This window comes from Klebsiella sp. A52, assembly GCF_018388785.1.
Taxonomy (GTDB): domain Bacteria; phylum Pseudomonadota; class Gammaproteobacteria; order Enterobacterales; family Enterobacteriaceae; genus Klebsiella; species Klebsiella aerogenes.
The window spans coordinates 839,667-855,153 of sequence record NZ_CP074437.1; the positions used below are offsets into that span (position 1 = coordinate 839,667).

Consider the following 15,487-nt stretch of genomic DNA (forward strand, 5'->3'; position numbering starts at 1 on the left):
AGGGCAGTAACCGGAGGCGTTCGCGCTTACTCTGCCGCGGCCGCTTTTTGCGCCAGTTTATCCAGCAGCTTCTGATGAATACCGCCGAAACCGCCGTTGCTCATCACCAGAATATGGTCGCCCGGATGCGCGGTTTTCACGATCATATCCACCAGCGTATCAACGTCGGCGCTCCAGTGCGCCGGCTGTACGCAGGCTTCCGCCACTTCCGCCACCTGCCACGGGATATGCTGCGGCTGCAGCAGGAAGACTTCATCGGCGCGGCCGAGAGACGGCGCCAGATCGTCTTTACAGACGCCCATTTTCATGGTGTTGGAACGTGGCTCCAGCACCGCCAGAATACGCGCGGTGCCGCCGACTTTGCCGCGCAGCGCCTGCAGCGTCGCGAGAATGGCCGTCGGATGGTGGGCAAAATCGTCGTAGACGGTCACACCGTTGGCTTCGCCGCGCAGCTCAAGGCGGCGGCGGGCGTTGATAAAGCTGCCCAGCGCGTTAGCGGCATCCGCCGGCACCACGCCGACATGACGCGCCGCGGCAATCGCCATCAGGCCGTTGTGCATATTATGCTCGCCGACCAGCGCCCAGTTCACCTCGCCGACCTTTTCGCCGTCGAGCAGGACTTCCCACTGCGAGGCATCGGCGTTGAGTTTCTTCGCCTGCCAGTGCCCCTGTTCGCCCACCTGCTCCTGTTCGCTCCAGCAGCCCATCGCCATCACCTGCTTCAGGTTGATGTCGCTCTCCGGCAGAATAATCTTGCCTTTGCCCGGCACGATGCGCACCAGGTGGTGGAACTGTTTCTGAATCGCTTTCAGGTCGTCAAAGATATCCGCGTGGTCAAACTCAAGGTTATTGAGGATCAGCGTGCGCGGGCAGTAGTGAACGAACTTAGAACGCTTGTCGAAGAAGGCGCAGTCATATTCGTCGGCTTCAATCACGAAGAACGGGCTGTCGCCCAGGCGTGCGGAAACATCGAAGTTCCCCGGTACGCCGCCGATAACGAAGCCCGGCTTATAGCCGCAGGCTTCGAGGATCCATGTCGCCATGCCGGCGGTGGTGGTTTTACCGTGGGTACCGGCAACGGCCAGCACCCAGCGGTCGCGCAGGACGAAGTCGTGCAGCCACTGCGGGCCGGACATGTACGGAATGTTGTTTTCCAGCACCGCTTCGACGCACGGATTACCGCGGGTCATGGCGTTACCGATAATCACCAGGTCCGGCTGCGGGTCCAGTTGGCTGGCGTCGTAGCCCTGAATCAGATCGATACCCTGATTTTCCAGCAGGGTGCTCATTGGCGGATAAACGTTAGCATCCGAGCCGGTTACTTGATGCCCGAGGGAACGTGCCAGCATTGCCAGCCCCCCCATAAACGTGCCACAGATTCCTAAAATATGAATGCGCATTCGTTACTTCCCTCATTAATCTGACCCGCATTTTACCCATATGTATGCCCCCTGAGAAATGCATTTCAGGCAAATCTGCATTTGCTGGCGCGATTCACCTGTGCGCAGTTTTTTTATTATTTGTTAAGATTGTTGCGTTCGTTTTACTCAACATAAAAATGCAGGGAACGAGTTATGAAAACGTTAGGTGAATTTATTGTCGAAAAGCAGCACGAGTTCTCCCACGCTACCGGTGAGCTGACTGCTTTGTTGTCGGCAATAAAACTGGGCGCCAAGATCATCCACCGCGATATCAATAAGGCCGGTCTGGTCGATATCCTGGGTGCCAGCGGTGCGGAAAACGTTCAGGGTGAAGTTCAGCAGAAGCTGGACCTGTTCGCGAATGAAAAATTAAAAGCTGCACTGCGCGCACGTGATATCGTCGCCGGTATCGCCTCGGAAGAAGAAGATGAAATCGTGGTCTTCGAAGGGTGCGAACACGCCAAATACGTTGTGCTGATGGATCCGCTGGATGGCTCCTCCAACATTGACGTTAACGTCTCCGTGGGGACTATCTTCTCTATCTACCGCCGCGTCACGCCGGTCGGTACGCCGGTCACCGAAGAAGACTTCCTGCAGCCGGGTAACAAACAGGTTGCCGCGGGTTATGTGGTTTACGGCTCCTCCACCATGCTGGTCTACACCACCGGCTGCGGCGTGCACGCCTTTACCTACGACCCGTCACTCGGCGTCTTCTGCCTGAGCCAGGAGCGGATGCGCTTCCCGGAGAAAGGCAAAACCTACTCCATCAACGAAGGTAACTACATCAAGTTCCCGATGGGCGTGAAGAAGTACATCAAGTACTGTCAGGAAGAAGATAAAGAGACCCAGCGCCCGTACACCTCGCGCTATATCGGTTCTCTGGTGGCCGACTTCCACCGTAACCTGCTGAAAGGCGGCATCTACCTGTATCCGAGCACCGCCAGCCACCCGCAAGGGAAACTGCGTTTACTGTACGAATGCAACCCGATGGCGATGCTGGCGGAACAGGCGGGCGGCAAAGCCAGCGATGGTAAAGAGCGTATTCTCGATATCATCCCGGAAAGCCTGCACCAGCGCCGTTCGTTCTTTGTCGGCAACGACCACATGGTAGAAGACGTCGAGAACTTCATTAAAGAGTTCCCGGACGCTTAATTTCTGCCTTCCCTTCCCGCCTTGCGGGAAGGGAGCTCCCTGTCAGCGATTCACCGCCCCACCCACGCGAGTCACCGCCGCATTCTGGCGATTTTCCCACAGCACCGTCAGCCCGCGCTGCAGCGCAATGAAGATAAACAGCAGGATACCGATGGCAATCTTCGTCCACCATGAACTGAGCGTACCGTCAAAGTTGATGTAGGTCTGAATAAGCCCCTGAATCGCCACGCCGAACAGCGTCCCCAGCACCGTTCCGACGCCGCCGCTCAGCAGCGTGCCGCCTATCACCACCGAGGCGATAGCGTCCAGCTCCACGCCGACGCCCGCCAGCGCGTAGCCCGCCTGGGTGTAGATAGAGAAGACGATGCCGGCAAGCGTCGCCAGGCCGGTCGACAGCATATAGATGCGAATAGTGGTACTACGCGTGGAAATGCCCATCAAATTGGCCGACGTGGCGTTGCCGCCGATAGCATAAACCTGATTGCCAAAGCGGGTACGGTGGGCGAGGAAAATGCCCAGCACCACCACCAGCAGCATCAGCAGCCCCATCGCGCTCAGGCGGCCGCCGCCGGGGATGCTCCACGCCAGCCCGGACAGAGTGTCATACAGCGGATGGTTAATAGGAATCGACTCTTCCGAGACCAGATAGCTCACGCCGCGCAGGAAAAACATACCGGCGAGGGTGATGATAAATGCCGGGATCTTCAGCGCATCGATCAGCAATCCCATAAACGCGCCAAAGGCGCAGCCCATGGCCAGTACCAGCGGAAAGGCCAGCAGCGGCGAGATCCCCCAAAAGCCGATCGCTTTGGCGAGAAACACGCCGGTGAAGGCAATCACCGACCCGACCGACAGATCGATTCCGCCGCTGAGGATCACGAAGGTCATGCCAACGGCGATAATGCCAAGGAAAGCGTTATCGGTCAGGATATTGCAAATCACCCGCGTCGAAGCAAACCCCGGAAACTGGGTCAGGCAGTAGAGATAGCCCAGCACGAATACCGCGAGGGTAATCATCAAAGGTAAATTACGTTTTATCACGGCCGCGTACCCCTTTCAGTAGACCGATAAAGCGCGGCGACTGAACGATCAGTACGCACAGCACCACCACCGCTTTCACCACCTGGTTGAGCTCCGGCGGGAAACCGGAGAGTAAAATCCCGGTGTTCATCCCCTGGATAATCAACGCCCCCACCACCGACAGCAGCAGATTGAAGCGCCCGCCCATTAGCGAACCGCCGCCGATCACCACCGCCAGGATGGCGTCCAGCTCCAGCCACAATCCGGCGTTGTTGGCGTCGGCGCCGCGGATATCCGCCGCCACGATAATGCCGGCAATCGCCGCGCAAATGCCGCTTAGTACATAGGCCAGCATCACCACGATGCGGGTGTTCACCCCGGCATTTTTCGCCGCGCGGATATTGATCCCCACCGCTTCAATAAACATGCCGAGCGCGGTCCGGCGGGTAAACAGCCAGAACAGCAGCAGCGTTGCGACGGCGATAATCACCGGCGTCGGCAGTAGCAACAGGGAGCCGCTGCCGAGCCAGGAAAGCGCCGGCGAATCAAAGGTGACTATCTGCCCGGAGGTAATCAGCTGCGCGACGCCGCGCCCGGCAACCATCAGGATAAGCGTGGCCACGAAGGGCTGGATCTTCAGCACGGCCACCAGAATGCCGTTCCACAGGCCGGCCAGCGCGCCTGCGCCTAACGCGGCGAGCAGCACTACCGGCAGGCTGTGCCCGGCGACGGTCATCGAGGCGGCGGTCGCCCCGGCGATGGCCATCACCGCGCCAACCGACAGATCGATGCCGCCGGTGGCGATGACCAGCGTCATGCCAATCGCCAGCAGCGCCACCGGCGCCGCGCGGTTGAGAATGTCAATCGGGCTGCCGAACAGCCGCCCATCCTGCAGCAGAATCTGGAAGAAATGCGGCGCCACCAGGCTATCCACCGCCAGTACCAGCAATAGCGCGATAATTTGCGGCATTCCTTTCGGCCAGCTAAAGCGCCGTTTTGGCTGTCCGCTTTGTGAAACAGTTCTGGGCATCATGCTGGGCTCCTTATGCCGCAATCGCGTTCATGATCGCCGGGACCGATAGCTCGGCGAGCGGGATTTCCGCTACCTGCTGGCGATCGCGCATGATAATCACCCGGTCGGCGTAGCCCACCAGTTCTTCAAGCTCCGAGGAGATAACCAGTAGCGCCAGGCCATCGGCGCAGAGGGTTTCTATCAGACGAATAATCTCGGCGTGGGCGCCGACGTCGATACCGCGTGTCGGCTCATCGAGGATCAAGAACTGGGGTTTGGTCAGCAGCCAGCGCGACAGCAATACCTTCTGCTGGTTGCCGCCGGAGAGAAATTCGATTGGCTGTTCAGCGCTGGGCGTCCTGATACCTAACTGGCGAATAAAGCGTTCGGCAATCTCATGCTGTTCACGACGCGGGATCGGCCGCAGCCAGCCGCGCTGCGCCTGCAACGCCAGCACGATATTTTCCCGCACCGAAGCAGCGGCGATGATGCCGTCGGTTTTGCGGTCTTCCGGGCAGAAGCCAATGCCGAGGCAGGAGGCCTGATGCGGCGAGCGCAGCGTTTGCGGCTTGCCCTTGATCCACGCTTTACCGCTGTCGGCGGGCTTGATGCCGAAGATGACCTCCGCCGTTTCGGTACGACCGGATCCCAACAGCCCGGCCAGGCCGACGATCTCGCCCGGCCGCACCTGCAGAGTAAACGGCGCAATCGTGCCCTTCTTGCCAAAATCTTCAAACGCCGCCACCGGCTTATCGCTGAGCAGCGTGCGCCCGGCGCGCTGCAGCGCCTGATGGTCCAGCTCGCGCCCCAGCATCATTTTGACCAGTTCGATTTGCGGCAGCTCGCGGGTCTCCCGACAGCCGACGAAGCTGCCGTTGCGCAGCACGGTAATACGGTCGCTGACGGCATAGACCTGGTCGAGAAAATGGGTCACAAAAATCAGGCTGACGCCGTTATCGCGCAGCTGGCGCATCAGGGTGAACAGCATTTCCACTTCCTGAGTGTCGAGGCTGGCGGTCGGTTCATCGAGGATTAGTACTTTCGCCGACAGGTCGATGGCCCGGCAGATAGCGACGATTTGCTGCATCGCCACCGAAAAACGGTTCAGCGGTTCGCGCACGTCGAGCGAGAAGCCGTAAGAGGCCATCAGCGCGGTGGCGCGCTTTTCCATCTCTTTGCGCCGCAGCAGGCCAAAGCGCTTCGGCTCGCGACCAATAAACAAATTATCCGCCACCGACATATTCGGCAGCAGGTTAACTTCCTGGTAGACGGTACCGATACCCAACTGCTGAGCGTGGGCGGTGTTTTTCGGCGAAATTTGCTGGCCTTCCAGCCAAATCGCTCCGCGTTCGGCATGGTACACGCCGGTGAGCGCTTTAATCAGCGTCGATTTTCCGGCGCCGTTTTCGCCCAGCAGGGCCATGATTTCGCCACGCCGCAGGCTGAAATTGACGTTATCCAGCGCCTTCACGCCGGGGAAGAATTTACTGAGTCCTTCGGTACGAAGGATCTCCTGGTGTTGGTCGCTGGTCATGGTTCCCCCTGCATCACGCCGGATGGCGCTGCGCTTATCCGGCCTACAAAAGAGCGAAATGTAGGCCGGGCAAGCGTAGCGCCCCCGGCATTTTCATGAAGGCTTAGTAACCCATATTTTTCTTCTTCTCTAACTCTTCTTTTGCCGTATCCGGCAGGTAGAGGGTCGATTTGGTAATGGTCAGCTTCTCAGGCAGGGTGCCGTCTTTTTTGTATTTTTCCAGCGCATCAAACGCCGGACCGGCCATATTCGGCGTCAGCTCGACGCTGGCATTCGCCTCGCCGGCGATCATGGCTTTATAAATATCCGGCACGCCGTCGATAGAACCGGTGAGGATATCTTTGCCCGGCTTCAGCCCGGCCTCTTTAATGGCCTGGATCGCGCCAATGACCATGTCATCGTTGTGGGCGTAGACCATGCAGATGTTCTTGCCGTTATTCTCCGCTTTGATAAAGCTCTCCATCACCTCTTTCCCCTTACTGCGGGTGAAGTCGCCGGACTGCGAGCGGATAATCTTGATGTTGGGGGCTTTGGCAATCGCCTCGGCGAAGCCTTTCTTACGATCGATAGCGACGCTGGCGCCCACGGTGCCCTGGAGCTCCACAACGTTACACGGCTTGCCATCGACGGTTTTCACCAACCAGTCGCCAATCAGTTGCCCTTCCAGCACGTTGTTGGCGGTGACCGTGGTCATATACAGCGACTTATCTTTAACGTCGATCGAACGGTCGAGGAGGAACACCGGGATATTGGCCTCTTTCGCTTCTTTCAGTACCGGCTCCCAACCGGTCGCCACCACCGGCGCGATAAAGATCGCGTCCACGCCCTGGGCAATGAACGAGCGCACGGCTTTAATCTGGTTTTCCTGTTTTTGCTGACCGTCGGCAATCTTCAGAGTGATGCCACGCTTCGCCGCTTCTTCCTTAGCAACATTCGTTTCGGCCGCCCGCCAGCCCGACTCAGAGCCGACCTGCGAAAATCCTACGGTCAGGTTGGCGGCCATCGCCATAGACGACATAGCTGCCGAAACCGCGGTGACAAGAAGTAAGCGCTTCCACATAAGATGATCCTCGTAGGGTTATTGTTGGTTAAATGCTCACCTGCGAACAAACTATAGACAATCCGTTATGTAACTGAATGCGTTACATCACACTTCGAAAAAGTAAATAAAATGTTAATTACTGCGATTTATCTGAGCTGAGCGGCGATAAGGCTTCCCGCCCAACGGCATGGCCTGCGCCAATGGCGAAAATTTGTCTTCTGGATAACCGCCGTTCGCGATAATGAAAGCGTTTACACAATTTTATTCAGAATGTAGCTATCTTTATGGATTTTAGGGTTATCTGATGAGGAGAAATTCAGACGCTTCCCCCTGCATCAGGGCAAAAAGAAGCGAAGACATTCGATGTGAGTTGGCTATAATACCGGGCACTTGTTTGCCAAACATTTTTAAAGGAAACAGACATGAGCTTACTCAACGTACCTGCGGGCAAAGAGCTGCCGGAAGACATCTACGTCGTTATCGAAATCCCAGCTAACGCAGACCCAATCAAATACGAAGTTGACAAAGAGAGCGGCGCGCTGTTTGTTGACCGTTTCATGTCCACTGCGATGTTCTATCCGTGCAACTACGGCTACATCAACCACACCCTGTCTCTGGACGGCGACCCGGTTGACGTGCTGGTCCCGACCCCGTACCCGCTGCAGCCAGGCTCAGTTATCCGCTGCCGTCCGGTTGGCGTACTGAAAATGACCGACGAATCCGGTGAAGATGCCAAGCTGGTTGCGGTACCGCACACCAAGCTGAGCAAAGAATACGATCACATCAAAGATGTGAACGACCTGCCGGAACTGCTGAAAGCCCAGATCACTCACTTCTTCGAGCACTACAAAGATCTGGAAAAAGGCAAGTGGGTTAAAGTCGACGGTTGGGACAACGCTGAAGCGGCGAAAGCTGAAATCGTTGCTTCCTTCGAGCGCGCTAAACAGAAGTAATTCTGTCTCAGGCAGGGTCATCCCCTGCCTGACTGCGGCACGGATTGCCGCAATATCACCATGGAGGGTACCCCGTGAAAAGCACTCGCTATTTCACCCTGAACTATTCCGGTTTCACCACAGCAGCCTCTGAAGGGCAAACCTATTTGCGCCTCATTGCTGGCGAGCATGTCTTTTATACCAATAAACGCCATTTTAGCGATCCCACGCTTTTTGACCGCCTGCAGCTTAACTACCCCCTGCACATCGGCGCCCGCCGCTTGCGTAACGGTTGCTACTGGATCCACTGGTTGAGCGACGGCACAACGCTACTTGAACCTGACCAATTAGCAAAGCCATGGGCCCGGCCGCTGCTGTTGGTTAGCCTACTGGTCCTCATCGCAACGCTCATCCCTGTCATTTACATCGATTCAGAATGGGGAAAGATGGGCTTCGGCATTATCGCGGTACTGGCGTTAATCGCGCTGCTGTCTGGCCTCTGCGAGCTACTGTTTCGCCCGGCGTTAAAACGCCTCCCCGATATGCGCGATCTGCTGGCGAAGATGAATTTGGCGCGCCGCGGCGACTTCTCATTTTGTCAGGCGATACAGGCAACGCCGCCGGTCGATCGTCAGTGGCGCTGGCTTTTACCGAAACGCTTCCGCAACGCTATGCCCTCAGGACGGGAAAAATTAGCAATATCATTTTTAAGAAGTGGTTCACGGGAACCCCAACGCGGGAATACCACGGTGTTGGGATGCAATGCGATGCTGCGCCGCTGGCTTTCTTCTGGCAGATCGGTTTCGCCAATTTCGGCCTGCATCCCCTTTTTTACCGCCGTCAACCGCCCTTTCTCGCTATCGGCGATCGGATAGTCGCCGTTTACCAACGGGAAAATAACGACATCCATGCGTTATACAACGTCAGCGACGGGGGCGCTTTTCTGAAAAATCATTCCTGTTATCCCGGCGACCGGCAAATGTCGCTACTCTATAACCTGTTCTATGGCATCGCGCTGGTGCTGTACTTACTCGTACTTGGCATGGAGTTAAATAACCCCTACAAGTCAGGCAGGGATTTTTGGTGGTTGCTTCGCGATTCACTGGACATGTTGTCTCTCTTACTACTTTGCTTCAGCGGAACGCTGGTAATCCTGGAGCTTATCGGCCCAGTTGCCCGCTGTTTGTCACAAAGCGTACGTGACTGGCTGGCGCTGCGAACGGCGGTAAGAGGTTACCTCACGCGAGTCGCCGCCAACACCCCATTACAGGAGATAACATAATGTTCAGCACCCTAACACGGCGGTTGTCGTTTCTCGCACTCACCACGCTGGCGGCCCTTCTGTTGCTTGTCAAGAGTCATTTTCATTTGTGGTAATGGTATAGCGATTAAACGAGGAATATACGCTGACAGCTGATGGCCACAAGGTAAAAAAACAACGCCACCCGAAGGTGGCGTTGTCGTTTTCAATTACTGGTCTCTGTCCAACCAGTTTCCGCTCTCAATCTGCGCAAACCCCTCGACGGAGCGCTGGTAGACATACATCCACGCGCTGCCGTAAGGCGTTTGGATCAGATGGCGCGCGTATTCACCGCCCTTGGTGCGCAGCGCATCCAGCTCGGCCAGCGTTGATGCGTCGATACGATACACTTCACCATGTACTGTGCCCTCGCCCGGCACCGCGCCTGGATAGTGGCCCAGGCTGTACAGCTGATAATCGTCGACACTATGAGCGCCCAGCAACTGGGCGTTGGTCATCCAGTGGCTGTTGCCTTGTTTGCGTCGTAAACTGCCGTAAACAAATATTCGCATTGCTAAAACTCAAACTGATAGAGCAAATCGAGAGCCTGGTCTACGCCAGACACCGCTTCCATATATAGCTTAGGCATCAGGCGATAACGCAGGGTAAGCGTCGCCAAAGAGTCGAAGATGCCGACGCCGTATTTTACCTGAAGACCCGGCAGCACATAGCCGCTGACCACCACCTGGGAGGAGTCGCCTACCCCCTGGGTATCCAGCGCCAAATTGCTTACGCCAAACGTCTCGCCGATTTTACCCACAACCTGACCACTTTGTGCAACCCCCATTCCAATAAGCATTGAGGTCATCGCCGCACTATCGCTCTGTTCGCTGCCTAAACCCTGACCGCGCAGCAGATAAGAAAGCGCCTCCTGCTGCGACATTGCCGGGTCGGAGAAGATCTCGGCCTTCGGCTGATCGGCAGAACCGGTGACACGAACGCCGGCGATCACGTCGTCTTCGGTGGCTTCCGGGTTACGAATCGCTTCGATATTAAGCAGCGGCTGATCCGGCGGCCCGGAGAACAGCAGCTCGCCTTTACGCACGATCAGGTCCTGACCGTAAGCGTGGAAACGGCCTTCCGGAATATTAATCTGGCCGTTGAGCCCCAGCCCCTGCTTATCCTGCGCCACTTTCAGATCGCCGGTCAGACGCGCTTTCAGGCCGAAAGCGTCCAGACGCACGTTGTTGCCGACGTGAATCGTCAGGTTGCTGTTGATCGGAATACCGGCGCTCTGCGGCTTGATCGGTTTCAGATCTTTATCCAGCATCACCTCATCGGAAGAGACGCCCACCGCGCTCTCCGGCACCTCGTTCACGACGATGCGCGCCCACGGTACGTCAACGCGGCCATCGAGGTTAAACAGGCTTGGCGTCGCGGTAAACACCACATCCGGAGAAACATCCAGGCGGACCATCGGCGGCACGGTAATGCGCACCCGGCTGCCCTTCGCCGCAATCTGCGCGCGCCAGTTATCGATTTGCGTCCAGTCGGCGTTGCCGCTCAGCGCAATCTGTCCCTGTTTGGTATTCACCGTCCCCTGCAGGGTCGAGCGAGTCCCGTTGAAGTTCATCGCCAGCTGGCTCGGCTGCATATCAAACGGCATAAAGTTGCCGTCGATATCGACGCCGCTCAACTGCATCTGGCCAAACAGCTGCGGGCTCTGCAGATTACCGCCCAGACGCAGACGGGCATTAAGCTTGCCTTCCGCTTTCTCGCCGCGAGCGAAGATCGGGTTAATCATCGCCAGCGAGAAGTTGCTGATGTTGACGTTGCCGCCAAGGTTACGCCGCCCCTGCGGGTCGGTCACTTCCACCTGGCCATCAAGCTGGCCGTTATTGGTCAGGCGTATCAGCCAGCCCAACTGCGCCCGGTTGTTATGCAGGTCGGCGCTGAGGTTAAGCGTATCGAACGCCACCGGCAGCGGCGCGTCGTTGACCGTCTGGGTAACTTTGACGTTGCGCCCGCTGAGGGTGACTTTGCCCTGAGGCAGTCCCTCTTTGGTGGTGTCCCAACTGACATCGGCGTTACCGCTAAACACGCCGCTTGCCTGGGTCGCCTCCGGCATAAACGGCTTCAGCATCGCCAGATCGAAACGGTTGAGATTGACCACCGCGCGCCCGCTGGCGCCGGCATCAATGGTCTGCGGTACGCACAGTTCGGCGTTCGGGTTGCTCCAGCAGTGCGGCCCGATGCTGATTTTCTGCTCCTGATTACGATAATCCAGCGCAATGTTGCGCGTCAGCGCTACCGGCCCGACCGGCGTCTGGAAACGGGTATTACTCAGGGTGCCCTTCCAGCGCTCCTCTTTACGATCGAAGCTGCCCGCCAGCGTCAGCTGGCCCGACACCGGCTCACCCTGTACGCGCAGCTGTAAATCATGCTGCTTCTCGGTACCTTTGGCATTCAGCTGCACCAGGCTGATGTTGACGCCCGGCTGGCTGATGCGATCGACGCGTACGTCAAGATTACCGCCAATCTGGTCGCTGGACTTCACGTCGCCTTTGACGTTGACCTGGGCTACCGTCAGTTCCTGCCAGCGTAAGGCGCGAGCGGTGATATCCGCCAGCAGCTGCGGCGCGTCGATGGTGCCGCGCACCTTCAGCAGACCTTTCGCCGTGCCGCCAAGCCCCGGCAGCGCGTTGTCGAGATGCGGCGCGTCGATGGTGGCGTCAAGGTTGAGGTCTTTCACTCCCAGCTCGCCTTTTACGTCGGCGCTGTTTGGGCCAAGCGCCAGATGCAGTCCCGGCACTTTCCACTGCATATAGCTGTTACCCTGCAGCGAACCGTGGACATCCACTTTATTCTGTTTCACGTTGCCGGTAATTTTCAGCTCGGGAACCGCCATCTGCCAGCTGCTGCCATACAGGCTACCCTGGGTTTTGATAATCCCGTTCAGCTTCGACGGCCAGTCCGGCACCTCTTTGGCGGTATTAATGCCATCGAGCGTCAATTCACCGCGCCAGCTGATCGCCTGCTGCCAGTCGATCAACGCTTTTAGTTCAGTTTTCCCCTCCAGCGCCGCCACGGTCAGCTTATCGAGATTTACCTGCTGTTCGTTGCCTTTAGCATTAAGGGTAATTTTAGCCGGCGGCAGCGACTGCCCTTTCACCGCGGTACTGAACGCCATGGTGTAGTCGGTCATTTTGCCGCTGAATTTCAGCTGCAGATCATCCGCCTGGAACTGTTTCTCGCCGGTAAACGGCCAGTACAGCTGTTTACTCTTCACTTCCATATTCAGCGGCAGACCGGCTTCCGCCAGCTGCGCTTCGGCGCGCAGGGTCATGGCCACCGAGCCGGCTAAATCCACGCCGACCTGCAGTTTTTTACGCAGCTCGCCGCCTACTTTCAGCTTCACCTTCTCGCCTTTCAGCGGGTCGATGTTCAGCGTGCTGTCGAGGGTGATATCAACCGGCCAGTTATCCTGCAGTTGCGCGGTGCCGGAAGCGGTAACCTTGCCCTGGTCGGAATCGACGTCCAGCGCATCGAGCTTCATCTGCCCGTCGATGCTGCTGACCTTCAGCAGCAGGTTGTAGACGGTCATATCGGTGTCGCCAGTCAGGCGCAGCTGTTCGCCGTGGAACTCCTGAATATTAAGATTCAGCGGCAGATGCACATCGACCATTTCCGGCAGCACCGGCTGCGAGAACAGATCTTTCATCGTCTCGCCGAGCGGTTTCTCTTCCGGTTTCGGATGGTCGATTTTCGGCTCCACGACCTGCTCCTGCGCCACTTTCGCCACCTTCGGCAGGGCGATGAGCAAGCCCTGGAGCGAAGTCGGCGTCAGGGTCAGGTTTTTCTCCTGCCAGTTCAGGCCGGTGGAGAAATCGCGCAGCGAAACGGCGGTGTCGTCGATTTTGACATTGACGTTATGCAGCGCCACGCGGCTGAGGGTAATAGGATATGGCGTCGACAGGTTCAGCGGGCCGGAATCTTCTTCCTCTACCGGCGTCGAAGGCGGCATCTTTTTGGTATCGATAGCGACGTAGATATCGCGCAGCGAGATATCATTAACGCACAGGCTGCTATCCCACAGACAGCGCAACTTGACGCCGAGATGGAACTGGCCGGCCGTCACCGCCACGCCCGGCTGTTCGAAGCGTACGTTCTGTAAGGTCAGGTCGCGCCAGCCGCCGGTGACCTTGCCAATCTCCAGTCCCGGCACCCAGCGGTCCGCCGCTTTCAGTACCAGATGCAAACCGGTAGTGGTGCCGACTAAAAAGCCGACCGCGCCGATCAGCAGCACTAAAAAGAGTAATACGCCGAGGCTTATCTTCTTCCATAAACTCATAATTCAGGCCCCAGACCGATGTAAAACTGTAAACCGTGTTCTTCTTTGTCGCCGATGGGTCGGGCGATATCCAGCTTGATCGGCCCAACCGGCGACTGCCAGCGCACGCCGACGCCCGCGCCGGTTTTAAAATCGCTTTTGCGGATATCGCTCACCGCTTCGCCGCTATCGATAAACGCCGCGCCCCACCATTTCCCGGTGACGTTGTATTGATACTCCAGCGAGCCTGTCGCCAGCTTTGACGCACCGATCAGCTTGCCGTCGTCGTCTTTCGGCGAAATCGACTTGTATTTATAACCACGAATGCTGCGGTCGCCACCGGCGAAGAAACGCAGATCCGGCGGGACTTTGCTGAAGTCATCGGCTTCAATCCAGCCGAGGTTGCCGCGCACCACGAAGCGGTGGCGGTCATAGAGGGTGCGGATCCACACGTCCTGCGCCTGCATGACGATAAAGTTAATGTCCGAGCCCCACATGGTGTTGGAGTAGTCCACCGAATAGCGCTGAGAATCGCCCCAGGTCGGCATCAGGCCGCCGCGGGAACGGGTGCGGTTTACCGAGACGCCGGGATAAAGCAGCATGGTGGTATTGGTGACGTTGGCCTGGGTAAAGTGGTCCAGACTCCAGCGCAGGTTAATCGCGCGCTGCCAGCCGCTCGACATCTCCCAATAGCGCGACAGCGCCAGGGTGGTGGAGTCGGCCTTGGTATCGTTAAGGTCGGTACGCTTAAAACCGCCCTGCATCAGGTAATACTGCTCAAGCGGGCTTTTTAACAGCGGGACTTTGTAGCTGAAATCGAGCTGCTGTTCCGGCGCGGAGAGGCTGACGCTGGAGGTCAGGCTGTGGCCGTAGGAGTTCATCCACGGCTTTTTCCACGTCGCTTTCACTCGCGGTCCGACGTCTGTCGAATAACCGATCCCGGTTTCCACGGTGTTCTCTTTGCGTGGCGAAACGACGCCCTGCAGAGGCAGCACCTTGGTTTTACGTGATTTATCAAACTGCGGCGCGACGACCACCGAGTTAAACCAGCCGGTCGCCGCCAGGCGGCGGTTCAGCTCCGCCAAATCCTGTGAGGTGTAATAATCACCCTGTTTAAAGGGCACCAGGTTTTGCAGGTACTCTTCGCGGATCTGCGAACCGGTAAAACTTACCGGGCCAAAGCGGTAACGCTCGCCGCTGTTGTAATCGATGTCCCAGAAAGCCTGATGGCGATCGAGCGATACGCCAAGCTGGCTTTTATTGAACTCGCTATCGAAATAGCCTTTGCGCAGCGCCACCTTGGTGAGCGAGCTCTTGAAGCCGTCATAGTCGCTGTGATTGAGCACCGTGCCAATTGCCGGACGCGTTTTCAGCAGATCCAGGTAATCGTGGTCGGTGCGCGCGCCGCCGCGCAGGATCACCTCGGTACCGCCAATGCGCACCGGCTCGCCGGGAGTTACTTTGGCAATCAGTACCTGGCGCCCTTTCTTGGGCGGCGGACGTAGATCGAAATCGATGGTGGGTTCATAGTAACCCAGCGCTTTCAGCCCCTCGCGGATGGCGTCATCGACGCGCGCGCGAAAACGACGGTCCGGCGTGACTTCATCGCTCTGGATCGTGGATAGTTGGGCGCGGACGTTTTTTTCCAGTTCCCCGGATAACCCCTCAACCTGCAAACGCACATTCGCTGCGCTGGCGACCCCGCTGACCAGCAAAAGGCTGGTAACGCATATCTGGCGGATTTGTTGCACGTGTTCTCCTGAATATCCTTGTTTCCCCCCGAAGGAAACGCAAGTGCCGCTCC

10 protein-coding genes and 1 pseudogene are annotated in these 15,487 nt (G+C 57.6%); 3 read left to right on the top strand and 8 right to left on the bottom strand.

Annotated features, from left to right (window positions below; translation table 11 throughout):
* Positions 1 to 26 precede the first annotated feature (26 nt).
* Positions 27 to 1,400, bottom strand: coding sequence for a UDP-N-acetylmuramate:L-alanyl-gamma-D-glutamyl-meso-diaminopimelate ligase (gene mpl / locus KGA69_RS03875; protein ID WP_213292850.1), 1,374 nt, complete (start codon positions 1,398 to 1,400; stop codon positions 27 to 29).
* Positions 1,401 to 1,574: 174 nt separating this feature from the next.
* Here mpl and fbp point away from each other — a divergent pair, with 174 nt between their 5' ends.
* Positions 1,575 to 2,573, top strand: a complete 999-nt coding sequence (gene fbp, locus KGA69_RS03880) for a class 1 fructose-bisphosphatase (protein ID WP_015368583.1) — start codon at positions 1,575 to 1,577, stop codon at positions 2,571 to 2,573.
* Between the two features lie 42 nt (positions 2,574 to 2,615).
* Here the strand turns inward: fbp and yjfF are convergent, their stop codons facing one another.
* From yjfF to ytfQ, 4 genes are all read right to left on the bottom strand, one after another.
* Positions 2,616 to 3,614 carry a galactofuranose ABC transporter, permease protein YjfF gene (gene yjfF, locus KGA69_RS03885; RefSeq protein ID WP_047065994.1) on the bottom strand — a complete coding sequence of 333 codons (999 nt, stop codon included), beginning with the start codon at positions 3,612 to 3,614 and terminating at the stop codon, positions 2,616 to 2,618.
* On the bottom strand, positions 3,601 to 4,626 hold the full coding sequence (gene ytfT / locus KGA69_RS03890) for a galactofuranose ABC transporter, ATP-binding protein YtfT (RefSeq protein ID WP_047065993.1): 1,026 nt from the start codon (positions 4,624 to 4,626) through the stop codon (positions 3,601 to 3,603). The genes yjfF and ytfT overlap by 14 nt, the downstream gene beginning before the upstream one ends.
* A gap of 10 nt (positions 4,627 to 4,636) precedes the next feature.
* Positions 4,637 to 6,139 (bottom strand): galactofuranose ABC transporter, ATP-binding protein YtfR, encoded by a 1,503-nt coding sequence (ytfR, locus tag KGA69_RS03895; RefSeq protein ID WP_045394681.1) that lies wholly within the window; start codon positions 6,137 to 6,139, stop codon positions 4,637 to 4,639.
* 103 nt (positions 6,140 to 6,242) lie between these two features.
* The gene (ytfQ, locus tag KGA69_RS03900; RefSeq protein ID WP_015704195.1) at positions 6,243 to 7,199 is read right to left on the bottom strand and encodes a galactofuranose ABC transporter, galactofuranose-binding protein YtfQ; all 957 of its coding nucleotides are present in this window, start codon (positions 7,197 to 7,199) and stop codon (positions 6,243 to 6,245) included.
* 404 nt (positions 7,200 to 7,603) lie between these two features.
* Between ytfQ and ppa the strand changes: the two genes are divergently transcribed.
* Together ppa and KGA69_RS03910 are read left to right on the top strand one after the other, a co-directional pair.
* Complete coding sequence (ppa, locus tag KGA69_RS03905; RefSeq protein WP_015368588.1) at positions 7,604 to 8,134, top strand: inorganic diphosphatase; 531 nt, start codon at positions 7,604 to 7,606, stop codon at positions 8,132 to 8,134.
* Between the two features lie 74 nt (positions 8,135 to 8,208).
* Positions 8,209 to 9,395: pseudogene (locus KGA69_RS03910) on the top strand (hypothetical protein).
* Between the two features lie 188 nt (positions 9,396 to 9,583).
* Here KGA69_RS03910 and KGA69_RS03915 read toward each other — a convergent pair.
* The 3 genes from KGA69_RS03915 to tamA are packed head-to-tail and all read right to left on the bottom strand — an operon-like array spanning position 9,584 to position 15,434.
* Positions 9,584 to 9,925 (bottom strand): gamma-glutamylcyclotransferase family protein, encoded by a 342-nt coding sequence (locus KGA69_RS03915; protein WP_015704194.1) that lies wholly within the window; start codon positions 9,923 to 9,925, stop codon positions 9,584 to 9,586.
* Between the two features lie 2 nt (positions 9,926 to 9,927).
* Positions 9,928 to 13,704 (bottom strand): autotransporter assembly complex protein TamB, encoded by a 3,777-nt coding sequence (gene tamB / locus KGA69_RS03920; protein ID WP_213292851.1) that lies wholly within the window; start codon positions 13,702 to 13,704, stop codon positions 9,928 to 9,930.
* Complete coding sequence (gene tamA / locus KGA69_RS03925) at positions 13,701 to 15,434, bottom strand: autotransporter assembly complex protein TamA (protein WP_045396922.1); 1,734 nt, start codon at positions 15,432 to 15,434, stop codon at positions 13,701 to 13,703. The genes tamB and tamA overlap by 4 nt, the downstream gene beginning before the upstream one ends.
* Positions 15,435 to 15,487 lie beyond the last annotated feature (53 nt).